Origin of the sequence: Tardiphaga robiniae, from assembly GCF_013359755.1 — a bacterium.
Classification (GTDB): Bacteria; Pseudomonadota; Alphaproteobacteria; order Rhizobiales; family Xanthobacteraceae; genus Tardiphaga; species Tardiphaga robiniae.
In genome coordinates, this window is the sequence record NZ_JABMCJ010000072.1 from 55,407 (window position 1) to 78,693 (window position 23,287).

At 62.3% G+C, this 23,287-nt stretch carries 18 protein-coding genes and 1 tRNA gene; 4 read left to right on the plus strand and 15 right to left on the minus strand.

The genetic code is table 11. The features are described 5' to 3' along the window. Positions 1 to 266 precede the first annotated feature (266 nt). Complete coding sequence (locus tag HP556_RS05995; RefSeq protein ID WP_175366273.1) at positions 267 to 7,355, minus strand: MBG domain-containing protein; 7,089 nt, start codon at positions 7,353 to 7,355, stop codon at positions 267 to 269. A gap of 67 nt (positions 7,356 to 7,422) precedes the next feature. Continuing rightward, positions 7,423 to 8,139 (minus strand): hypothetical protein, encoded by a 717-nt coding sequence (locus HP556_RS06000; protein WP_175366274.1) that lies wholly within the window; start codon positions 8,137 to 8,139, stop codon positions 7,423 to 7,425. 244 nt (positions 8,140 to 8,383) lie between these two features. On the opposite strand from HP556_RS06000, the gene HP556_RS06005 reads away from it, so the two are divergent. The 3 genes from HP556_RS06005 to HP556_RS06015 all read left to right on the plus strand — a co-directional run bounded on the left by HP556_RS06005 (position 8,384) and on the right by HP556_RS06015 (position 10,990). Continuing rightward, the gene (locus HP556_RS06005) at positions 8,384 to 8,632 is read left to right on the plus strand and encodes a hypothetical protein (protein ID WP_175366275.1); all 249 of its coding nucleotides are present in this window, start codon (positions 8,384 to 8,386) and stop codon (positions 8,630 to 8,632) included. Positions 8,633 to 8,648: 16 nt separating this feature from the next. Beyond that, positions 8,649 to 10,172, plus strand: a complete 1,524-nt coding sequence (locus HP556_RS06010) for a ShlB/FhaC/HecB family hemolysin secretion/activation protein (RefSeq protein ID WP_175366276.1) — start codon at positions 8,649 to 8,651, stop codon at positions 10,170 to 10,172. Positions 10,173 to 10,249: 77 nt separating this feature from the next. Next, on the plus strand, positions 10,250 to 10,990 hold the full coding sequence (locus HP556_RS06015) for a response regulator transcription factor (RefSeq protein ID WP_175366277.1): 741 nt from the start codon (positions 10,250 to 10,252) through the stop codon (positions 10,988 to 10,990). Here HP556_RS06015 and HP556_RS06020 read toward each other — a convergent pair. From HP556_RS06020 to HP556_RS06075, 12 genes are all read right to left on the minus strand, one after another. Continuing rightward, entirely contained in the window at positions 10,987 to 13,680 is a 2,694-nt protein-coding gene (locus tag HP556_RS06020) for a hybrid sensor histidine kinase/response regulator (RefSeq protein WP_175366278.1), read from the minus strand. The genes HP556_RS06015 and HP556_RS06020 overlap by 4 nt on opposite strands. After that, a complete protein-coding gene (locus HP556_RS06025) occupies positions 13,677 to 14,705 on the minus strand; it encodes an ABC transporter substrate-binding protein (protein WP_210269097.1) in 1,029 nt (342 codons plus the stop codon). Before HP556_RS06025 ends, HP556_RS06020 begins: the two co-directional genes overlap by 4 nt. A 226-nt stretch (positions 14,706 to 14,931) precedes the next feature. Then, positions 14,932 to 15,007: transfer RNA gene (locus HP556_RS06030), tRNA-Phe, on the minus strand. 158 nt (positions 15,008 to 15,165) lie between these two features. Next, positions 15,166 to 15,342: a DNA gyrase inhibitor YacG gene (gene yacG, locus HP556_RS06035; RefSeq protein ID WP_175366280.1), complete on the minus strand. Its 177-nt coding sequence runs from the start codon at positions 15,340 to 15,342 to the stop codon at positions 15,166 to 15,168. Beyond that, entirely contained in the window at positions 15,332 to 15,955 is a 624-nt protein-coding gene (locus tag HP556_RS06040) for a Maf-like protein (protein WP_175366281.1), read from the minus strand. The genes yacG and HP556_RS06040 overlap by 11 nt, the downstream gene beginning before the upstream one ends. A gap of 74 nt (positions 15,956 to 16,029) precedes the next feature. Next, positions 16,030 to 16,497: an arsenate-mycothiol transferase ArsC gene (locus HP556_RS06045; RefSeq protein WP_068734774.1), complete on the minus strand. Its 468-nt coding sequence runs from the start codon at positions 16,495 to 16,497 to the stop codon at positions 16,030 to 16,032. Positions 16,498 to 16,503: 6 nt separating this feature from the next. Continuing rightward, positions 16,504 to 17,001, minus strand: a complete 498-nt coding sequence (locus HP556_RS06050) for a UPF0262 family protein (protein WP_089266102.1) — start codon at positions 16,999 to 17,001, stop codon at positions 16,504 to 16,506. Beyond that, on the minus strand, positions 16,998 to 18,293 hold the full coding sequence (gene hisD, locus HP556_RS06055) for a histidinol dehydrogenase (protein ID WP_175366282.1): 1,296 nt from the start codon (positions 18,291 to 18,293) through the stop codon (positions 16,998 to 17,000). Before hisD ends, HP556_RS06050 begins: the two co-directional genes overlap by 4 nt. A 103-nt stretch (positions 18,294 to 18,396) precedes the next feature. Continuing rightward, the gene (locus HP556_RS06060; protein WP_175366283.1) at positions 18,397 to 18,843 is read right to left on the minus strand and encodes a DUF2948 family protein; all 447 of its coding nucleotides are present in this window, start codon (positions 18,841 to 18,843) and stop codon (positions 18,397 to 18,399) included. A 21-nt stretch (positions 18,844 to 18,864) separates the two neighbouring features. Further along, a complete protein-coding gene (gene murA / locus HP556_RS06065) occupies positions 18,865 to 20,154 on the minus strand; it encodes a UDP-N-acetylglucosamine 1-carboxyvinyltransferase (RefSeq protein ID WP_093756957.1) in 1,290 nt (429 codons plus the stop codon). Positions 20,155 to 20,280: 126 nt separating this feature from the next. Then, positions 20,281 to 20,946, minus strand: a complete 666-nt coding sequence (locus HP556_RS06070) for a Rossmann-fold NAD(P)-binding domain-containing protein (RefSeq protein WP_175366284.1) — start codon at positions 20,944 to 20,946, stop codon at positions 20,281 to 20,283. A gap of 42 nt (positions 20,947 to 20,988) precedes the next feature. Continuing rightward, entirely contained in the window at positions 20,989 to 21,924 is a 936-nt protein-coding gene (locus tag HP556_RS06075) for an SDR family oxidoreductase (protein ID WP_175366285.1), read from the minus strand. A gap of 135 nt (positions 21,925 to 22,059) precedes the next feature. Here HP556_RS06075 and HP556_RS06080 point away from each other — a divergent pair, with 135 nt between their 5' ends. Then, positions 22,060 to 22,692 (plus strand): TetR/AcrR family transcriptional regulator, encoded by a 633-nt coding sequence (locus tag HP556_RS06080; RefSeq protein ID WP_338117537.1) that lies wholly within the window; start codon positions 22,060 to 22,062, stop codon positions 22,690 to 22,692. Positions 22,693 to 22,716: 24 nt separating this feature from the next. Here HP556_RS06080 and HP556_RS06085 read toward each other — a convergent pair whose 3' ends face one another. After that, positions 22,717 to 23,223, minus strand: coding sequence for a hypothetical protein (locus tag HP556_RS06085; RefSeq protein WP_175366287.1), 507 nt, complete (start codon positions 23,221 to 23,223; stop codon positions 22,717 to 22,719). Between the last annotated feature and the right edge of the window lie 64 nt (positions 23,224 to 23,287).

The following is a 23,287-nucleotide window of genomic DNA, read 5'->3' on the forward strand; positions in this document are numbered from 1 at the left end:
AATCAAAATAGTCCGCGGCCCGAATCGCCGTTGTGACGCCAGCTTCCGCCACGAAGAAATCACTGACTTGCCGCTGACTTGCTGCAGCCATTTTGTAACCGTGCCATCGGCATAAAGCCGCATAGTGCTTTTAAGCTTGGCGTGAGCTAAGAGCGATCGCGAGGCGCCAAGAGTTCCCATCCTTTCTTTCAGCGGACGTCTCTCATCACAACTATCCGTTGATTTGAGAGCAGTTCAGAGACGCGGAGCTGCCGGCGAAAGTTGTTTCACCGACCGTTCCTCCGCTTTCTGTCTTCGCCGCGCTCACCACCGATGGAGTTCGTCACGTCATCGTTGGGCGATCCGTTGGTGTTGGTTCTCCCGCCAGCATTGCCGGCGACGATTCCGGTTGGAGCCGGCGAGCTCGGCGGCGCCTGGAAGAGGTTATCGAAGGAGGACTTCGGACTGCCGACAGGGGACGGCGACATCGTATTGGTCGTTGGCGCCGCCGGGTTGACCACGGCGATCTGACCGGGGCTCGGCGCGAGCGAGACGTTGAACGACTTGATTGTAAAAACTGCCCCGACATAGCTCAGCGCATAGTTGGGCGAAACGCCGAGCGAGCCTAGCCGAATGGCATAGTCGCCCACCACATCACCCAGCGCGCGCTCCAGCGAGCCGGAGAAGCGGTCGCCGTTGAATAGCGTGCCACCGGTGAGACGATAGGTCAGCGCCGGATCAAGCTCTGCGAACATCTTGCTCTGGGGATCTGCGGTGACTGTCAGCGGCGCGGCCGTCACGATCCAGACGCCACTGTTGCGGGCCGAGATCGCATAGTTCGGATTGGTCAGCGTTCCGGCTACGTCGAGCAAATAGGGATTGCCCGCGACGCCGGTCCGGCCGGTGATGCCGAACGAATTGACGAGCCCGGTCAGAACCTCAATCCCCTGACCGTTCTGCAAACCGATGGCCGACAAGCCGGGATTGAGCGGCGAACTGCCATAGACCGATGTGCCGCCATTGGCCGTGACAACAATGGAGGCCGGCGTGACGGTCCAACTGCCCGGATTGAATGCGGAGACCTGATAGTTTGGATTGGCCAGCGTGCCGAGCACACTGAGCGCATATGGCCCATGAGCCACGCCGCTGGTCGCAGTAATGCCGAACGAATTGTGCAGGCCGGTGAGAACATTGACGTCTTCGCCGTTCTGCAGGCCGGCGGCCGACAGGCCCGGATTGGCCAGTGCGCTGCCATAGACCGACGTGCCACCGTTGGCGGTGACGACGATGGAGGCCGGCGTGACGGTCCAGCTCGCATCATTGCGCGCCGTTACGCGATAATTCGCATTGGACAGTGCCCCCGCCACGCTGAGCGCATATGGGCCGCCGGCGACGCCGGTGGTGGAGGTGATACCGAACGAATTGGCGAGGCCGGTCAGGACATCGACATTCTGGCCGTTCTTCAGGCCTTGCGCTGTAAAGCCGGGATTGGACGGCGACTGGCCGTAGACGGAGCTGCCACCATTCGCCGACACGATGATGTCCGCCGCCGCGACCGACAGCGAACCGCCGACATAGCTGATGGTGTAATTGCCGAGGCCATTGCCGAGTGCATTGCTGGCCGTGATCCCGTAAGGCGCGCCGGTCACATTCGCCAGTGCGTCCGCGCCGAGGCTCGCCAGTGTCACACCCGTCACACGGTCGGTGCCATAGAGCGTGCCGCCGACACTGTAACCGGTGCTGCCGAGGGCGAGCGTATCGCCATAGGTCTTGGACTGGTCGTTCGCCGTGATGGTCAGCGCTGCCTTGGTGACACTGCCAATATTGCGGCTGTTCGTGACGACCAGCGTGTAATTGCCGGCCGCGCTGCCGGTGAGGCCGCCGGAACCGAGATTGAACGAGACGGTCTTGCCGCTTCCAGCATTGGCATTGTCATAGGCGCCCGAGGTCGGCAGGTTCGTCACCGACAGCAGGCCGGAATCGCCCACCACCACATTGCTCAGCGTGAAATTGTTGGTGCCGAGCGCGGCGGTGTTGGTGCCGTCATACTGCTTCTCCACCGTGCCGGTGAGCGACAGCGTCACGGTGCGCTTGGCGATGCTGTAATCGTTCCCGACGAAACTCACCCGATAGTTCGAGGATGCGGCGAGCGAGCCCTGATTGATGGCATAGTTGCCGGCATTCTCGCCCGCGGCGCGGCCGATCGTGCCGGTGAGACTGTCGCCATTCACCAACGATCCACTGGTCACCTGCCAGGTGAGGGCGGAACCTGTGTCGCCATAGGTCTTGCCCTGACCGGCATCGGCCGCCACCGTGATCGCACGCTGCGTCACCGTCAGTTGCCCGCTCGGCAGATTGACGATGCGATAGGTCGATCCGTCATTGCTGACGGGCTGGAGCTGGGTAGGACGGTTGGTCACATACGGCGTCATGCGCAGCCACGCCACGCCATCGCCAATAGTCACGCCCATCGGAACCAGGAAGAAGTCCGACGTACCGGTGAGAACGATCGCACCATTGCCGTTGACCGTGGCGGATACGCCGTTCTGCGAGGTGAACTGATTGATGCGATCCGCGATCTGCTGCGCGGTCGAATTCCGATCCCACAGGATGTCGTTCCCGTTGTTGATCCGCATGCCGAGATATTGCGGTCCAAACCCGCCCTGGCTCGGGGCACCAGCGCCGACAGCCTGCGGCGGCAGGACGGTCATCCCCGCCGTCACGGCATAGGTACCGACGCCCGACGACTGATTGGCGGTGGTGCTCAGGGCAAGCGGAATCTTGTTCGGCGTATCATAGTTTTTGAGGCCGTAGATCATCGCCGCCAGCGTCGTATTGGCATCGCCATACATACGCGTGGCGTTCGACGTCTCGACGACGGCGACGTGATTTGCCCAGTAGAATTCCGGATAGCGCGCGACGCCATCCGACTGGCCCGCGCTGTTCGACGGAATCCAGACATTGCGATAGTCCCAACCGGCATAGACGGTGCGGAACGTGTTGAGGTCCTGCATTTGTGCCGTGGTGAGACCGGTGCCGACGACGGTCAGGCCGCGATTGGGATCGAGCGAAGACGGATTCGAAACGCTGGAATCGTAGTACGAATTCGTGACTGTTCCTGTCCGCCCGTTATCACTGACATTACGCCCGACGAGCGAACCGACAAAGTGAATCCCATAGTTCCAGGCCCGATCGAGTCGCCCGGTCGTATAGGAATTGATGATGGTGCCCGCACCGTCATTGGTCGCATTGGTGCCGACGAGACCGCCGATCGTGCCGTTGCCACGCACCAAGCCCGTCGCATAGGAATTGACGATCCGACCGGAGCCACCGTTCTCATTCACGTTGACGCCCGCGAGGCCGCCCGCCTGGCCGACGAAGGTGACCCAATCGGACTGCTGGCCGACGGCCTCGACCGCCACGGTGCTGTAGGACTCTTCGATCGTACCGCGATTGTAGCCAACCAGGCCGCCCGCTGCGTAGTTCGAGTAAACCCCGCTCGCGTCGTCGCTGCGGGACGCCCATGAGCGGAAGATCGTGCCATCGCTCAGGCCTGCGATCGAGCCGGCCGATCCCCAGTCGGCTATGATCCTGCTGTCGACGACGCCGAGATTTTTCACCAAGCTGCCAGATGCCAGATAGGCAAACACGCCCGCATGATTGCCGTCAGTCATGTTCACAAAGAGATTTTTGATCGTGTGACCCTGGCCGTCGAATGTTCCGGTGAACGAGGATGGCGTTTTCACGTAGTCGGCGTACTGGGCCGACTGCGAATAACCTGTCTCACCGAGCGTATAGATGGTCGTGTAGATCTCGAGCACTCCGTTGTTCCAGACCTGATACGAATCGGAAGGTCGATTCTCGCCAAATTGCAGGCGCGTGAAGACCTTCGTCGTGTATCCGGCGTAGCTGATCGGCGAGATCGGCGAGAAGGCGTTGTTATTCCACATCCCGCTGGATAGCTCTGCCGACGCGTTGATGTCGCGCGCGAGCTTGTAGCTGGCCGCACCGTTCATATTCACCAGTTGCAACTGGTGCAGGTTCTGGATGTTGGTCGAATATTCGGCCTTCAGGAACGGTCGCGTATAGCCATCCACCATGTACCAGTGATCGTGGAAATTCCCCATGCTCCATTGATTGCCGGGATTGGGATCGTTGAAGAAGTTATACGAACTCATCGCGTACGGATTATTGCCCGAATTCGTGTTCAGTGACGCGATGAACTGGACCTGCTCCGACGACCAGCCGCCCGGCATGTCATTATATGACCAGCCGAAGGCGCGGCCGGTGCCGCTCACTGCCTGATCCCAATAGACGTGCCAGACGCGCGCCGACATGCCGGTCTGCGAATTGAAGCTCTCCATCGTATCGTAGTCGCGGAAGTCGTTCTTGCCGACGATGCCGCCGACGCCGGTGCCCGACAGAGCGCCCGCCGCATAGGAATCTTCGACCACCCCCCAGCCCGTGACGCTCCACTGGTTCTCGCCGACCAGACCGCCGGTCCAGCTCGTGCCGCTCACGCTGGCGAGCGAATAGGTCCAGCGGACCGTTGCATGCTCGCCGTTCACACCGACGATTCCGCCGACCGTGCCGCCAGTCACCCAGCCCGACGTCCAGGAATCCTGGATGGTCCCGTAATTGTAGCCGGCGATGCCGCCGGCCACATAGCCGCGGATGGCGCCGGTCGAATAGGAGCCGCCATTGATGGTGCCGTTGTTGCGGGCAACCAGACCGCCCGCGCCCAGCGAACTGGCGATATTGGTAACGCTCGCCGTCGAATAGACATTGGTGAGCGTGCCATTGTTTTGTGCGGCGATCGAACCGACATAGCTGCCATTGCCGCTGAACGAGCCGCCGATGATGCCGACATTCCGGATCGTGCCGCTATTCAGGTAGAACACGCCGACATCGCCGCCGCCGACCTGCCCTTCGCCGCGGCGCTGATACATGTTCAGGATTGCGTAGCCGCGGCCGTCCAGGGTGCCGGTGAAGGCCTGGTTCGAATTATTGACATTGGTGCCAATGGGATCGAAGCCACGGCAGATGCCGCTCAGGCAGGTCCAAGTCGAGGTCGCGCTGGCATCGATGTCGCGGCCGAGTGCGTAAGTGCCGCCAAGATTGGTTTCGATAGCCTTGAGCTGGTTGACGTCGTTGACCAGCATATAGGCCCTGACGGTCGCGCCGTAGCCGCTCTGCGTCACGCTGGAATAGTCGATCGTGTTGGCGTAGCTGCCAGTCGCCGCATAGGGATTGTACAGGATCTCCACGGCGGTGTTGGTATTCACCCGGGCATTGGCCGAGAAATTGACGAGGCCATTGTCGGAGCGGAGCGTCACCGACGAAAGCGGGCTCCCGAGGTCATAGATATGTCCGTTGATCTGGATGTTGCCGGCTGCTCGGAGACTGGCCGTGCCATACGACCCCAATCCGCCCGCCGTGATCGCCCCGCCCGAAACCACCGACAGGTTTCCGCCGCTCAGGTGTCCCGCGCCGGAAATGTCGCCCGAGGTGACGATGGATAGTGATCCCCTGGCGGAAATCCCGCTCAGGTTCGAGAGCGAGCCGCCGACGATCAGAGACACGTCGCGTCCGTCGACCCGGCCAACCGCCAGATTGCCGTTATTCGTGAAGGCCAGCGCGCCGGGATTGATGACGTTGTCGTCGCGATCCGGATCGACGCTCGAATAGTCGGTCCACATGTTGGCGACCCGGTTGCCAGTACTGGTCAGCGACACTGACGAGAAGTTCAGGGGCAAGATCAGATTGGTCACCAGGATCGGCGCTGTCTGCGTGATGTTGCCCGGCGCCGTGAGCCACAGTGTCCCGCCATTGCTGCCGGAGAGGGTGCCGTTGATCTGGATGTCGCGATAGGCGTTGAGATACAGCGTATTGGCTGACGTCCAGGAGATCGGCGCATTGATGATGATATCGCCGGCGCCCTGCGACTGGTTGCCCGGCCCGCTGGCTGAGGACGCCGTGGTGATCAGCGTGACATTGGCCGAGCCGAGATTGGCGCCGATGGTCGCCGCCGCTGCGGAATCTATGGTCAGAGTAACCGGATCGAGCAGCCAGTCACCAGTGCGGCCCTTCGGGCTGGACGCATCGACGCGGATGCCCGCGAAATCGAGCTGCTTGCCCGAGGTCTCGATGAGGCCGCCGTCGCCGCCATTGACACCGCCGCGCGCCGACAGCGTGCCGCGCACGCTGGTCAGGCCGTCCGACCACAGCACGATCTTGCCGCCCTTGCCGCTGTCCAGCGCATCAGCGCGGATCACCGTCGCAGAATCCGCCGTGACCTTGACGGCATGCTGGAAATCGCCACGACCATAGGCATCGCCACCGATGCGAACACTGCCGCCGCCCGCCGCACCCGACGCATCAATGCGCGCGCCGGCCAGCGCAATCTCGGCGCCGCTGATGTCGATTTCGCCGCCTTTCTTGGCGGCAACCTGATTGCGCGACTTGCCGGTTGCCGTGACACGACCGGACACGTTGACGCGCCCACCCTCACCGCCGCCGAGCACAATGCGCCCGGCGCGGGTGCCGACGGAATTGGCACGGATCGTACCGGGCACATTGACCGCGTCGCGCAGGATATTGTTCGCAGTAGCGGCGCTGAGGAACACCTGACCGCCATCGGCACGGATCTTCCCGCTATTGGTCACCAACGCCTTGCCGGTGCCATCGACGAGATTGCCAAGCTGATTGGAAGGCACGGCCACCGACAGGAAGCCGTCGCCGGAGAGATCGAGCGTGATCATCTCACCGGAGCCAAGGCCGACCTTGCCGAGCCGCGCCGAAATGACGCCGTCATTGGCGACGCGGCCACCGAGCAACGCAGCGAAGCCGCCGTCGGACACGTTGATGCGGCCGGCATTGGTGACGACAGCCGAGGAGCCGTTGCCGGTGAACTTGTATTTGCCCGACAGGAAGTCCTCATTCCTGATGTCGAGGGTCGAGGCCGCGAAAGAGCCGGCATTGACGACACCCGTATTTGTGATCGCGATACCGTTCGGATTGACCAGCAGCACTGTGCCGGGCGCGTTGATCGTGCCGGCGATGCTGGAGGGCGTGCTACCGGTAACGCGGTTGAGGGTGGCAGCCGCCGCGCTCGGCTGGTTGAAGTTGACGGTGCCGCCGGCGCCGATCGAGAACGAATTCCAGTTGATGATGGCGCTGTTCGAGGACTGATTGACGTTCAGCGTGCCGTTCGACGGTGCGGCGATGCTCGCGGCACCATGGGTCACGGTGCCACCGCCCGGCAGCGTCTGCGCCAGTGCGATACTGCCGCTGAACACCACGCAGCCGAACACCAGCGGTGCAAAGGCCGCCCTCACACTGCCGCGGATCGGCGTCACGTCGTATGTCTGTGCCATGCTCAGTTCCTGTCACCTGCACGGGCGCCGTTGACCGGCGTTCCCGAAATTATCTTGTCGGTCCGCTCTAGAATTTGCCGCGCTCGATCCGCGCAATGTCGGGGTCGTCGCGTTCAGCGATGTAGTTGATGATCAGCTTCGGCGGCCCCTTCGGATCCGGCGATGTGGTCTGGTTTCCCTCGCGCTGCATCTGATACTTGACGCCATCCGCGATCAGCCGGACCGCTCCCTTCTTCTCGTCCTCGCCGGCAAACAGCACGATGGTGTTTTCGCCGACAGGGATGCCCGAGCGCAGGGTGTCCTTCTTCCAGCCGAATCCCGCGAAGTATCGCTCGATCCGCGATCCCGCTGTGATCATCGCATTGGGATCGATCGCCGGTGTAGACGCCACCTCGCCCCAGATGACATTCACCTGAATCAGTTTCTTCGACTTGTTGCCGAAGATGTAGGCGACCCGCGCGGCGCCCGGACCAGGATCGAGCGACGGTAGATTGACGGTAATGACATTCGTGCCTTCGACGCTGTTCACGCCGCTCGTGATATCGGCCGGCTTGACATTGAATGCCTTCGTCACGATGGCCCGCACCTCCGCCTCAATCATGCCGAAACGGGCGTCGCGGAATCCTGTGACCTCATACTTCGGCGCTTCCTGCTGCGCCCGGGCCGGAAAAGCATCGGCCACGCCCGCGACAATCGCCGCGACGAGGATCAGCCGTGCCATCACGCGCTTGAGCGCATGCGATGTGGAATCACGACGAATGGAAGTGCCGAAACGATCTCTCACCTGCTCAACTCCTAGCGATCAATTGCATCGGTTGAGCGCAAAACCGCTCCGGGCTGCGCTCACGCGGCCGATGCCTATGATACCAGCGTCTTATTAGGGGCTGGATGCAATCAGTTTCGAACACCGTGTGAACGCTGGTTCACATCGACCATCAACGACCGTTATGGTTGATGCGCGCTCAAACTATCCATGCATATATGCGCCGCGTCGCTGCTGCCTGACGGTGCCGGCCGTCGGGTTGCGCATGACCGACGGACGCATGCGCACTGCACGTGGGAAGTTCTGGGGCTGTCTTGATGTCTATTCGTTCGATAAAGAAATCCTTGGCATTGATCGCAATCGCCTTGGGATCGTCGTGCAGTGCCGTGCTCGCTCAATCCCCCGCGCCCGCACCGAGCCTCGTACAACCGCCCACGATTGCCACGCCGCCCGCATCGACGCGTATCACCTTGCCGCAAATCGCTGCTGGCTCAACTGTGCCGGATGCCGCTAAAAAACTGACGTTTATCTTGACCGGAATCGACATCGAAGGCGAATTTGACGAGATCGCCATCGCGAAGAAAGAAGCCGCGGCCGCGCTGCTGGGAAAGTCCGTTACGGTCGCAGATCTGTTCGGCCTTGCCGACAAGTTGCAGCAAGCCTATGTGCGCGCAGGCTACCCGCTCGTGCGTATCGTCATCCTGCCCCAGGAACTTGATCGGCGCGCACGTGTAAAGCTGCGCGTCATTGACGGCTATGTCGAGAAATTCGATACTAGCACCCTGTCCGGAACATCAGCTGCTCGTGTTGCAGCCGTGCTGGCGCCATTACTCAACAAGCGACGCCTCACGCAGAACGAACTCGAACGGCAATTGCTGATTGCGGGCGATACACCGGGTCTCGTTCTCAATGCCACTTTTGCTGCCGGCTCGGCCGTCGGCGGCTCTGTCCTGGTGCTCAGCGGCCGGTACAGGCCCGTTTCGGCGAGCCTCTATCTCGACAACGGCATGCCCAAATCCTTTGGCGAATGGCAGGCGGCAACATACTTCTCGCTCAACAACCTGGCGGGATTTGGCGAACAGCTCTCGGTCTCCATCGCTGGCCTGCCCGACAATGATTTCGTGACGCCCTATCCGACGCGTCGCTATCTCGGTGCAAACCTCGCCGTTCCACTCGGCATCGACGGCTGGCGGTTCGAACTCGGCGTCACCGATGGTCGCACGACCCCGCGGGTCGATGCGATATTCGCTTCACAGGGTGTTTTCCGGCAAGGGCGCGCGAAGCTCGCCTACGATGTTGTCAAACGCCGCGATACCGAGCTGAGCTTCAATGCGCGATTCGATCTCACGGAAGAACAGGTCAGCACGCTGATCACGACGCCGGCCACGCCGCTATCGCTTGACCGTACACGCGTGCCACGTGTCGGCCTCGACGGCATCCTGCGATTCCGCGAAAGCGGAACCACCCTCAGCTACACGGCGACCTATTCTCACGGCATCAATGCGCTGGGAGCCCGCTCCGTAGCCGATGCGACGCCGTTGCTCACGCTCTCGCGGCAAGGCGCGGACGCGGAATTCAGCAAGCTCGACGGTCGCGTCGACGTCATGCAAACGCTTCCCGAGAATCTGTTTCTTTCGGCAGGACTTGCAGGTCAGACATCGTTCGGTCGCCCGATGCTCACGTCCGAGCAGCTTCCGATCATTGGCGCCAATATGCTGTCCGGCTTCGCCGCCGGCACGCTCGCCGGCGATACCGGCTGGGTGGGACGCGGAGAGTTCGGCTGGAGCACCCAGCTCCCGTTCATCGCCGAACCGCATGCAATCGTGCCTTACGTCTTCGCAGCCACCGGCGAGCGCCGCTATGAAATGCCGACCGTATTGGAAATCCCGGTCATCCGCGCGAACAACTATGGCGGCGGTATGCGCTTCCAGCTCGCGCCGCAGGCACCCGACGCCCCGTCGCTGTCCGGCTTCGTGGAGCTGAGCGAACGACGCGCCGGCGCTTCCAGCCTCGACGGCTGGATGGTGTTCGCCGGCGGCTCGATCCGCTACTAGACTCCAGAAATGGCAACAACGGACAGATCACTTGCTTTCGGTCAGATGCCATTCCATTGATACGGCAGGAGTACAAGATGTCGGCGCCGGCCCCTTCATTTAACCGAGATTCGCAGCGCCGCGACCGGCTCCTGATCGTCGAGGACGACCCCGTGACGCGGGCCATGCTGGCCGGTTACTTCACCGATCACAACTTTGACGTCGCCGAAGCGGCAAATTGCGCTGAGTGCCGTCAGAAGATCAGGAAGAACGGCGCTGAGCTCGTCTTCATCGACGTTCAGCTTCCGGACGGCGATGGGTTCGAACTCGCGAGAGAAATTCAGAGCGTAAGCCAGGCCGGCATCATATTCGTCACGCGCCGCGATACCGAAGTTGATCGGATCCTTGGCCTCGAGGTGGCCGGCGATCACTACGTGACAAAACCGATCAACCTGCGCGACCTGCTCGCGCGCGCGCGCTCGGTCCTCAGGCGACGCGCGATCGAGCGTGACGCCGCAATCGCCGGCACCACGATCGTATTCGGGCGCTGGATCATCGATCTCGTGCGACGCGAACTGGCCACGCTCGGCGGCGAGCTGGTGCATCTCACGCGCGCCGAATTCGATCTGCTCGCAGCGCTGGTCGGTGCCGATGGCAGGCCGCTCAGCCGGGAGTATCTGATCGAAGTCGTCAGCAATCGGCAGACCGATGTCGATATACGTACCGTCGACGCCCTCGTTGCCAGACTCCGACGCAAACTCGCCAGCGGCAGCAACCAGCCCCTGATCACGACCGTGACGGGCATAGGTTACAAACTCATGCTCGAATCAAAGCGCTAGGCCTGTTCGGACTCTCGCAACCGTTCATTGAGCGCAGCGATAGATTCACGGCAGGTTGCCTCCAGCTGGACGGCAACAGCTTCAAGCGCATCTGCCGGCAATCGCGCCGCATCAGCCTCGATCCCGTTGCATTGGAAGAACAGACGTTCGAGACCGAGCGCACTGGCCGCACTGCCGATCCGATGCGCCAGGCGTTGCATGTGATGCCGATCCCCCATGCTGGCCGCTTCCACCATGCTCCGCGTCAGCGGAAGGCAGGTGTCAAGGAAGATGGTGCGCAGACCACGCAACCGGGGCACCCCTAGCAGTTCTTCCTGATCGTTAAAGAAATCGTCATCGATGAGAGAACCAGCGGTTAGCTCGGACGCACCAACCGGGGCGCCTGGCAGATCGTCGACACCCGCCTGCAAGGCTGATTGCAGCGCCTGTAGCGTGATCGGCTTGCCGACGCGCGCGCGGATGCCATTGGCAGTGAGCCGTCCCTGTGTGCGATCCGACAAGTCGGCTGTCAGTGCGATAATCCGTGGCGATCGATCAAGCTGCAGTTTCCGAATGAGCCTGGCCGTGGCAATGCCGTCCATCTCCGGCATATGCACATCCATGAGTACGACGTCGAAGGCACCTGAGCGAACGAGCTCCAGAGCCATGGCCCCACTCGATGCTACGACTGGCTCGTGACCGAGACGAACAAGGAGGGCATGCCCCACGTCGCGATTGACCGGATCGTCATCGACGAGCAGCACGGACAGCTTCGTCGCCGGAGGTCTCGTCTCGACAACGGCCGGCACCAGTTGCGCCCGATCGAGGGGAATGGACAGAGTAAACGTGCTTCCCTTGCCGAGTTCGCTGCGGACCGAGAGATTGCCGGCCATCAGCCGCGCCAACCGGCGGGAAATGGCGAGGCCAAGCCCCGTCCCGCCGAACCGACGCTCGATATCGCTGTCAGCCTGCACGAAGTCTTCGAAGATGCGCTCCTGAATATCCGGCGCGATTCCGATACCCGTATCCGTAACCGACAGATGGAGCATGCCGGGAGCATCCAGTGTATCGAATGCGAGATCGACCTGGACGCTACCTCGCGCGGTGAATTTGACAGCGTTGCCGAGTAAATTGAGCACCAATCGATTCAGCTTGATCGGGTCGCCGGCGACATCCGCGGCCACATCGCCTCGCATCGACAGGCTCAACGTCAATCCCTTCGCCTCCGCCTCCTCCCTCAACAGATCCAGATCTGCTTCGATCAGTTGATCCAGGCGAAAACTGCGGAATTCGAGCTTGTCGGCGCCTGCTTCGAGGCGGGCATAGTCGAGAATCGATTCGATCAGTGCGAGCAGGGTATCGCCCGAGACCTTGGCGGCCGTGAGCAAGCGGATCTGACGCTCGTCCAGGCGGCTATTATCGAGCAATTGCAGCACGCCTATCACGCCGTTGAGTGGAGTCCGCAGTTCATGACTGACGACCGCGAGGAAGCGCGACTTGGTTTCATTGGCCAGTTCGGCCGCCTGTCGCGCGTGATGCGCTTCTGCCCGTTCCTCGATCGCTTGATCGCGCGCCTGCGCGAGCTCGGTCGTCCGCGCCACAACCCGTCCTTCAAGGGTCAGATATGACTCCCGCAGGCGCTCTGCCATCCGGTTGAACTGCTCACCCAAAGTCTGCAGTTCGTCGCCCGTCCGAATGACGAGTTTCTGATCGAGATCGCCGCTTCCGATGCGTTCTGCACCTTCCGTCAACGCACGGATCGGATCGGCCATACGACGGCTGAGCAACAGCGCCGCGATAAACGCACAGAACAGCGAGACAAGCAGCAGCAGCGCCGAATTGAGCATCGACGCGTAGAGCGACGCATAGGCTTCGTGAGTTGGCAGTTCAACGAACACCTTCCAGCCGACCGGCGCGATGGATGTGTGAACCGAAAGAACGCGTTTTCCCGCCAGATCGGTGACGACGGAATCCGCATCGCTGCCTGCGCTTCCCGCGAGCGCGGACGCAACCTGCGAAAGCCCCGACAGGTCGGTGTTCTTGAGCACGAGGCGGAGATCGGGATGGGCAATCAGACGCCCCCTCGTATCGACGACGAAGGCATTGCCCTCATTGCCGACCTTGATCTGCGAGACGAGATCCCACATGAAGCGCAGATTGACATCGGCGATGATCACGCCGCCATCCGCGCCGCTCACGGCAACCGTGATATACGGCTCGGTCTCGCGGAAGAAGAAGATCGGCCCGTAATAGATGCCGCGTGCCTTCGCATCGACGAATGCGGGAGACTGCGAAAGGTCCGTATTGCTGCGGACCATGTCACGCACATAGCGCGACACGCGCAATTGCTCGCGACCTTGCGGATCGAGTTGGGCGATTTCGGAGATCGCCGGCGTCAGGCGCAGCAGGCGAATGCCGGTTATGCGCATTTCCTCCGGCGGAAGCATCTGCAGCGAGAGCTGGGATAACCAGACGAGCTGCCGCTCGATCTCCTTGAGGAACTGATCGATCTTGTCCGCCGCGGCGCTGGCCTGCTCGCGCTGCACAGCGATCAGCAGGCGCTGCTGCTCGCGATAGGAGAATATCGCGTCGATCACATTATTGGCGATCAGCGCCGCCGAAACGACCACCAGAAAGGACACGAGGTACTTGCGGAACAGACCGCCGCGCACCGGCGGTCGTGCATCGCGATCGGCGCCGATCACACTCATTCTATGATCTTGTCGGCGCGGGCCAGCAGCACCGGCGGCACCGTCAGGTTCAGTGACTTCGCAGTCTTGAGATTGATGATCAGCTGATAGGTGCGCGGCGATCGCACCGGCAGCTCCGCGGGCTTGGCGCCGCGCAAGATCAGGTCGATATATTCGACCATCGCCTCCACCAGCTCCGAGCGCTCCGACGCCGCCGATTCATACTTGAACCCGTAGGAGACCAGGCCACCTTCGGTCATAAAGAAGTGATAGGAATAGACCGCCGGGACCGCATTTGCCGCGACAGCGGATACGATCGCCTTGCGGTTGAGGACGGTGAACGCATCCGGCGTCACGACAAGCCCGCCGGCCGGTACACCGCCGAGCCGGGCAATCTGCGCCGATATGTTGTCCGGATCCGAAATCGGAAGCGGGATGATGTCAACGCCGAAAGATGATGCCATCTCCCTCAATGGATCGAGATAGTAGTCGCCATTGCGCGGCGCGGAGAGCGGATTGAAGATCACACCGACGCGCTTGACGCGAGGCGCAAGCTCCAAAAGGATCTCCAGCCATTTGCTCCCCATCGACGGATGGCTGGTCGTGAAGCCCGTGGCATTTCCCCCCGGGCGCACCAGACTCTGCACAAATCCGCTGCTAACCGGATCCGCGGCCGTCGAGAAGACGAGCGGAATGGTCTGGGTCTCACTCAGAATGGCTTGGGCGTCGAGCACGCCACCCGTGATGATGAGATCCGGCGTCCGTGCCACGATCTGCTTGGCCATCGCCTTGCGTTGGACCGGATCGTTCAGACACGACAGCGCTTCATACTCGATCACACGCCCATCGACCCATCCAAGCTCGCCAAGTCGGGCCTTCATCGCTGCCAGGCGTGCAACGGTCATAGGCTCGTCATAGGCGGTGCTCAGTAGGAATGAGACGCGCCGCCGCTCGGGCGCCACCTGCGCGACCGCCAGACGCGGCAGGGCCAAGATCGCAGCAAACGCAAGAACACTTCGTCGATGGAGCGCGATAGTCTTCCGCATGAGGAATTTCCCAGCACAACAGCGAGACGTTCTACCGCGGGGAGCGGACGTCCCACTACTCGCTTTTCTCAAATATCCGAAATGGACGACCTGAGCGAGAACGGTCAAGCGCTCGCCGCCCGACGGGAGAGGGCCTAGACGGTCAAACTCGGCAAGCGTGCCGTGCGATTACGGGAATTACAGTGCTCGCTGGCTTTGCCAGCACCATCGGCTGGCCCGGGACCTTTGGTGCCCAGGGGCGGGATCGAACCACCGACACTGCGATTTTCAGTCGCATGCTCTACCAACTGAGCTACCTGGGCGCCGCCCCGGATCAGGTCCAGGGAGCGCCGGTTTATAGTCAGGCAAATCGGCCCTGTCCACCCGCCCGATGGCATTTCTGTGAACGAAGATTTTCCCGTCAAAACAATGGGAAATGACCGCTTCGGACCGGCTTGGACAGCGCGAATGCCCGTCAAGCCTATTCGGCGTCCTCGTCATCCGTCGGTTTGCCGGGAATCGCATAGGAACCCGACAGCCAGCGATTGAGATCGACGTCGCGGCAACGCTCGGAGCAGAACGGCTTGGAGGCCTCCACCGCGGGCTTGCCGCAGATCGGGCACGGCTTTTCGCCAGATTTGGACGCCTTAGCTTGCATTCAACCATCCGAAACGGATCGGGAAGCCCTCGCCGCCGAGGAGTGTGACGGTCTCGTAGAGCGGCAGGCCGACAATATTGGTGTAGGAGCCGACCATCTTGACCACGAAGGAACCGGCAATGCCCTGCACGGCATAGCCACCGGCTTTGCCGCGCCATTCGCCAGAGCCGATATAGGTCGAGATGTCTTCTTCGTTAAGGCGCTTGAAGCGCACCTTGGTCTCGATCAGCCGCTGCCGAAAGCTTTCCTTGGGGGTGACGATGCAGACCGCCGTATAGACACGGTGGTTGCGGCCCGACAGCAACCGCAGGCACTGCGAAGCCTCATCGACCAGTTCCGCCTTGGGCAGGATGCGACGACCGACGGCCACCACGGTATCGGCTGCAAGAATGAACGCGCCGCGGAGTTCGTCGTCGAGCTGAACTGACTTGAGCGCGGCTTCCGCCTTGGCTCGGGCCAGACGATTGGCGCAGGCGCGCGGCAACTCGCCCCGCTTCGGGGTCTCGTCGACATCGGCAGGACGCAGCGCATCGGGCTCGATCCCGGCCTGATTGAGCAGGCTGAGGCGGCGGGGCGAACCGGAGGCGAGAACGAATTTGGGGCGGCCGAGCATGCGGGGCGATGATCCTGGAAATGCGGCCGGAACCTATCGGAAGGGCTCTGCTTCGACAACCGCGGTGCGGTTATTTAACCGCTGGCAGCGCCGCCTTTGGCGAAACGTTTGCGAATCCGCAGCAGCAGCCCATCGCAGACCTCGCGATAGGCCGCCAGTTTCTGGTCGCGGTTACCTTCGGTTCCTGTGGGATCCACCGTCGGCCAGTATTCGACCTCGGCGGCATCGGTGCGTGTCAGATCCAGCGCCTTGTGATGCGCCTCCGGCGACAACGTAATGATGAGATCGAAATTGAGCCCTTCCCAGTCCTCGAGTTCCTCGAAGGTCATGGGCTTGTGTCTGGAGATGTCCTGGCCGAGTTCGGCCATCACGGCCACCGCGAAAGGATCGAGCTCGCCCTTCTTCACCCCGGCGGATTTCACATAGAGCGCCTGCGGAAACATCTGCTGCAACAGGCTGGCGGCCATCGGCGAGCGCACGCTATTCTGGCCACAGGCAAACAACACCGCCTGCGGCGTACGCGCGCGTGGCGGCGCGGCCATCAGCGACTAGCCTTTCCAGTGAAGGACAGAGATCAACGTAAAAAGCCGCCGCGACGTTTCGAAATCGACGCGCACCTTGCCGGCCAATCGTTCCTGCAGCGTCCGCGAGCCTTCGTCATGGATGCCGCGGCGGCCCATGTCGATGGCCTCGATCTTGTCGGGCGTAGCGGTGCGAATCGCCTGATAGTAGCTGTCGCAGATCATGAAGTAGTCCTTCACAATGCGGCGGAACGGCCCCAGCGACAGAAGGTGCGCGACGACAGGCGTGCCGTCCTCGCGGCGGATGTCGAACATCAGCCGGCTGCCGGTGATGCCGATATGCAGCGTAAACGGGCCGACGTGTGCGCCTTCCGGCGCGAACAGATTCTGCTCGATCAGGTCGTAGATCGCGATCGCGCGCTCATGCTCGATATCCGGCCCGGAACGGCCGATCGATTCCTCATCGAGCGTCACCGCGACGATGCGGTTGTTGCTGTCATCCTCTGGTGGAGGGGCATTACTCATCGCAAATTGAGGCGCAATCCGACCGAACGTGCGTGGGCATCGAGGCCTTCGGCCTTGCCCAGCGTCATCGCAGCCGGTCCCAGCGCCCGCAGCTGATCCGGCCCGCACTTCAGGATCGATGTTCGCTTCATGAAGTCAAGTACGCCGAGGCCCGAGGAGAACCGCGCCGAGCGCGCCGTCGGCAGCACGTGGTTCGAGCCGCCGACATAGTCGCCGATCGCTTCCGGCGTATGACCACCGAGGAAGATGGCGCCGGCATTGCGTATCTTGAGCGAGAACGCCTCAGGATCGGCCGTCATGATTTCGAGATGCTCGGCGGCAATGGCATTGGCGAGCGGCGCGGCGTCATCGAGCTTATCGACCAGAATGACCGCGCCGAAACTCTCCCACGACGCACGCGCGATCTCGGCGCGCGGCAGTGTGGTGAGCTGGGCCTCGACGGCAAGGATAACATCGTCCGCAAGGCGCTCGCTGTCTGTGATCAGGATCGACTGCGCATTGACGTCGTGCTCAGCCTGCGCCAGCAGATCGGCGGCGATCCAGTCGGCATTGGCGGTATCGTCGGCAATGACCAGCACTTCTGAGGGGCCGGCAATCATGTCGATGCCGACCTTGCCGAACACTTGGCGCTTGGCAGCGGCCACATAGGCATTGCCGGGACCGACGATCTTGGCCACTGGCGCAATGGTGTCGGTACCGTAAGCGAGCGCGGCCACGGCCTGCGCGCCACCGACCCGATAGATCTCGGACACGCCGCCGAGCTTCGCCGCCGCGAGCACCAGCGGATTGAGCTTGCCGTCCGGCGACGGCACCACCATTACCACGCGCTCGACGCCGGCGACCCTGGCCGGCACGGCATTCATCAGCACCGACGATGGATAGGCGGCGGTGCCGCCGGGCACATAGAGACCGACAGCTTCAATGGCGCTCCAGCGCCAGCCAAGCTCGACGCCCAGCGCATCGGTGAAGCGGTCGTCCTTGGGCAGCTGGCGCTTGTGGAACAGCTCGATGCGATCGCGGGCGAATGTCAGGGCCTCGACGGTCTCTGCGTCGCAGGCAGCCACGGCGGCATCGACTTCGGCCGCGGTCACGCGCAGGCCGGAGGCCTTGAGGTCCAGCCGGTCGAACTTGCGGGTGGCCTCCAGCAGCGCTGCGTCGCCGCGAGCGGCGACATCGTCGACAATGGCGCGGGTGGCGGCTTCGATATCGGCCGCAACTTCACGCTTCATGGTCAGGAAGGCATTGAAGCGCTGGGTGAAATCGGCGCTGGCGGTATCGATACGAATTGGCATTCTGGTGTTCCGGCGGGGCCTTGCCGGCCAAGGCCCCCTGCTCAATGGCGCGGCGGCACAGGGCCGTCAACCCTGTGCTGCCATGGAAAGGATGAATAGCGGATCAGGCGTCCAGACCGGAGGCCTCGGTGCCGGCATCGCTGGTCAGATCGTCCGGGCCGAGATCGGCCAGTTCGACCTCGAGACACTCGACATCCAGCCGGAGTGCGCCCCCAGCGGCGAAGATCAGGACGACGCTACCGCCAGGAGGCTCGGCGGCATGGAATTCGATGCCGAACAGTTCCAGCGCGATGTCGGGCGCGCCGAGATCGATATCGCGGGACTTGCAGGCCAGCACGCGGTCGAAGCGCAGCGCCGAGACCAGCCGGCGCGGCGTGACTTCCCCTGAAATCGTCTGATCCCAGTCGAGCCGGCTCATGCCGACCACGAGCCGCTTCTCGCTCTGCCGCCAGATAATGTCGCCGACATTGACAGCCGCATCCTGAACATGCGCGGAAATCACCGCGAGGTCGTCGGCATCCAGTGCAATCAGCTTGCGTTGACCCGTCACGACGACCCCTTTGAGAGAATCCTATCCGCTGATGCGCTCGATGGTAGCGCCGCAGGCGGACAGCTTTTCCTCGAGCCGCTCGAAGCCGCGATCGAGATGATAGATGCGGTTGACCATGGTCTCGCCTTCCGCAACGAGGCCGGCGATCACCAGAGAGACCGAGGCGCGCAGATCGGTCGCCATCACGGGCGCGCCGCGCAGCTTGGCCGTACCGTCGATGGTCGCGGTTTCACCGTCGAGGTGAATTCGCGCGCCGAAACGTGCCAGCTCCTGCACATGCATGAAGCGGTTCTCGAAAATTGTCTCGGTGATATGCGAGGAGCCCGTGGCTGTCGTCATCAGCGCCATGAGTTGCGCCTGCAGATCGGTCGGAAAGCCGGGGAATGGCGCCGTCGACACGTTCACCGGCTTGATGCCCGCGCCGTTGCGCGAGATGCGGATGCCGTCGTTGTTCGGCGTCACCGTCGCGCCGGCCTCGACCAGTACGTCGAGCGCCGACTGTAGCAATTCAGGCCGTGCGCCTGAAAGTTGCACATCGCCGCCGGTCATGGCCACGGCCATGGCATAGGTACCAGTCTCGATGCGATCCGGCAGCACGGTGTGGCGCGTGCCATTCAGCTTGGCCACGCCCTCGATCGTGATCGTCGTGGTGCCGGCGCCGGAGATGCGCGCGCCCATCTTGTTCAGGCAGTCGGCGACGTCGACGATTTCCGGCTCACACGCCGCGTTGTTGATAATGGTCGTGCCCTTGGCCAGCGTCGCAGCCATCAGCGCCACATGGGTGCCGGACACGGTGACCTTGGCGAAGTCGATCTCGGCGCCTTTCAGGCCGCCGGGGGCTTTGGCGATCACGTAGCCGCCGTCGATAGTCAGCTCGGCGCCGAGCTTCTCCAGCGCCATGATCAGCAGATCCACTGGACGGGTGCCGATGGCGCAGCCGCCGGGCAGAGACACCTTGGCTTCGTGCATGCGCGCCAGCAGCGGCGCGATCACCCAGAAGGAGGCGCGCATCTTCGACACCAGCTCGTAGGGCGCTGTCGTATCGATGATATTGGCGGCGGAGATATGCAGGGTCTGGCCCTGATATTCATGGTCGCCCGGGCGCTTGCCGGCCGACATGATGTCCACGCCGTGATTGCCGAGAATGCGCTGCAACTGCGCGACGTCGGCCAAACGTGGCACGTTGTCGAGAATCAGCGTCTCGTCGGTCAGCAGACCGGCGATCATCAATGGCAGCGCCGCGTTTTTGGCGCCCGAAATCGGGATCGTGCCATTGAGTTTGCTGCCGCCGACGATGCGAATGCGATCCATACCGATTCCCGCTGATTGCTGTGCCCCGACTATAGGGCGGATGGCCTCTTTAAAGCAAAAGCGTCGAAATTTGCGGTTTTTCGATGAGGCCGGCGGCAAATCTAAGAAAGGGCCGAATCGGCCCGTTTACGCTCCGACCTGATTGATATCCGGGGTTTCCAGGATTGGCTTGGAGTAACCGTTACGAACCACCCGGATCATGGCGCGGCCGACTTTCTCTGTCGTGGTGACGTATTTTGGCGCGATCCGGACCAGCAGCGCCCAGAGGGGCGCGGTCGCGGTGTAGATCGCCTGAACCCACGCAGTCTTCGAACGAACACCATGCAGCGGTTGGATGCCCCCGGGGCGGAACATATAGGCGGCCTTGAACGGCAGCTTGAGCAAATCGTTCTCGGTCTTGCCCTTGACCCGCGCCCACATCACGCTGCCCTGCTCGGTGCTGTCGGTGCTCTGGCCGGTGACGTAAACAAAGGTCATCGCGGGATTGAGCCGCGCCAGCGTGTTCGCCACCGCGAGGGTGATGTCGTAGGTGATCCGACGATAGTCCGGCTCGCTCATGCCCAGCGACGAGACGCCAAGGCAGAACAGGCAGGCGCCATAGCCCGTCAAGTCGGGCGCGATGGCCGACAGATCGAAAAAATCCGTATGCGTGATCTCACGCAACTTGGTATCGCATTGCCCGGTAGGACTGCGGCCGACCACGAGCACGGCTTCGACATCTGGATCGAGCAGGCATTCGCGCAGCGCGCCTTGCCCGACCATGCCGGTCGCACCGAACAGAATGACTTTCATGAGACTTCCTTTGGATGACTGACAGTCGATCGCGCGACGCAATCAGGCGGCAATTGCGACCTGATCAAACGACATGCCGGTGAGCGCAGCTGAGACCTCCCACAGCCGCGCGCCGACGGCGGCATCCTGAGCTCGCAGCATGATCTTCGCGGGAGCCGGCGGCCCCTTCATTTCGTAGACGCCGTTCGGGCCGTAATAGCCAGCTGGCTTCGCATCGGGTGAGGTGGCTGCAAACAATGTCGGCAAGGCACCGGCGGCGGCTGAATGGCTCAGCGGACGCAGCAACCAGCTTCCGAGCCCCATCAAGCCACCGCTGCCGGGACCGTTCGGAATGAGATCGGTGAGCGCGAAACCGGGATGCGCGGCATTGCTCATCAGACCCCAGCCCGCGGCATCGCTGCGCCGCTGCAACTCGATCGCGAAGATCAGCATCGCGAGCTTCGACTGCTGATAGGCTTTCCACGGCTTGTAGAATGTCGCGCCCTGAAGATCGTCGAAATCGATGAGGCCTGAACGATGCGCAAGACTGCTGAGATTGACCACACGCGGCGCCTTGTTGCGGCGAAGCACCGGGAGCAGACGCGCCGTGAGCGCATAGTGACCGAGATAATTGGTACCGAGCTGCATCTCGAAGCCGTCGGCGGTGGTCTGGCGCGTCGGCAGCGCCATCACGCCGGCATTATTAATCAGCAGATCAAGCGACGCGTACATCGCATCGAAACGGCGTGCGAAAGTAGCGACCGAGTCCAGGCTGGCGAGATCGAGGTGCTCATAGCTGATGATCGCGTCGGGATGTCGCTCGCAGATGCGCTCGATCGCAGCGCTCCCCTTGGTGTCGCTACGGCCGGTCAGCACCACTTCGGCGCCGGCTCCCGCAAGCGCCATTGCCGTCTCGAAGCCGAGTCCGCCTGTCGCCCCGGTCACCACGGCCAGTTTGCCGGTCATGGGCGGAATGTCCCTAGTGGTCCAATCGCTCATCTCTGTCTCCCCACATCCGATCAGCGGCACGAACGCCTGCGCAAGGCTAAATGTGCACTCAGTGCAAATTTGCAATAGGTGCAGGCTAGCCTTATCTTAGGGCCGATGAGCACCACCAAGCCTCTGAAATCAAAATTGAAAACGTCAGCGGCCGACATTGCGCCGGCCTCCGGGCTGCGCGAGCGCAAGCGTGAGCAGACCCTGCAGCGGCTGACGGAAGCGGCGATGAAGCTGTTTCTGGCCAAAGGCTACGAGGCCACCACGCTGGACGATATCGCGGCCGCCGCCGAGATCTCGCGCCGCAGCTTCTTCCATTATTTCGCGTCCAAGGAAGATGTCGTGGTGGCGTGGCAGGATCGCAGCGCCGATGCCCTGACCGCTGCCATCGCCGAACGCCCTGCCGACGAATCGATGATCACCGCAGCAGAAAATGCGATCCTGACCATGACCCGGCACCTTAACCCCGAGGATGCCATCGCCATTGCCCGGTTGAAGCGCGAAACGCCAGCACTGCAGGCGCGCGAGCAGCTCAAATACGAGAAGATGGAACGCGCGATGGCGGGGGCGCTTGCAGCGCGCGCCAGCGACAAGACCGGTCAGACGCGGGCGCGACTGGTGGCAATGATCACCACCGGCGCCATCCGGATCGCGAGCGAGAACTGGCTGACCCAAGGCGCGCGCGAAAAGCCGGACGTGCTGGTCAGGCGCATGTTTGCGGATATCCGGGCGGCCCTCGACGAGCCGCCCGCACGCAAGGCGAAAACCTGACGGGTGATATTAGCCGCCCGGCGATCAGGCGAAGCCGCCCGGCAGCGGGCGAAACTTCCTGATCGCAAGGAAGGTCGTGACGACGAAGAACACCAGCACGATGCCCTGAACGATCGCAAAAGGCGGCTCACTCGGCGGCACGCTCGGCGCCAGTGCGTGCAGGGGCGGCACCTTCAGGAAGCTCTGGATCACCAGCACGAACACATTGAGATAAAGCGAGATCATCGCAGTCAGCACATAAATCCAGCGCCATGGCCCCGCCAGCTTCTGGCCATACAGCGCCAGACAGGCGACCGCCAGCAGCACCAGCGAAATGATGCCGATGACATGCGACGGCAGCAATTTTTCGACCGGGAAAAAGAAGCCAGTCACGCTGGTCAGGATCGTCGTCAGCAGAAACAGACCGGTCCAGCCGGGCAGCGGCTTTGACTTCAGCAGCCCGACCATTGCGACCAAGCCAGCAACAATTCCGATCAGGCTGACCACCACATGAAGCAACGTGAACGTTGCCAAGCTCATTCCCAAAACCATGATGCACCCCTGCTTTAGAACCCCTCAAATCTTAGGGTGCGACAGGGGAACTTGCCAATGATTT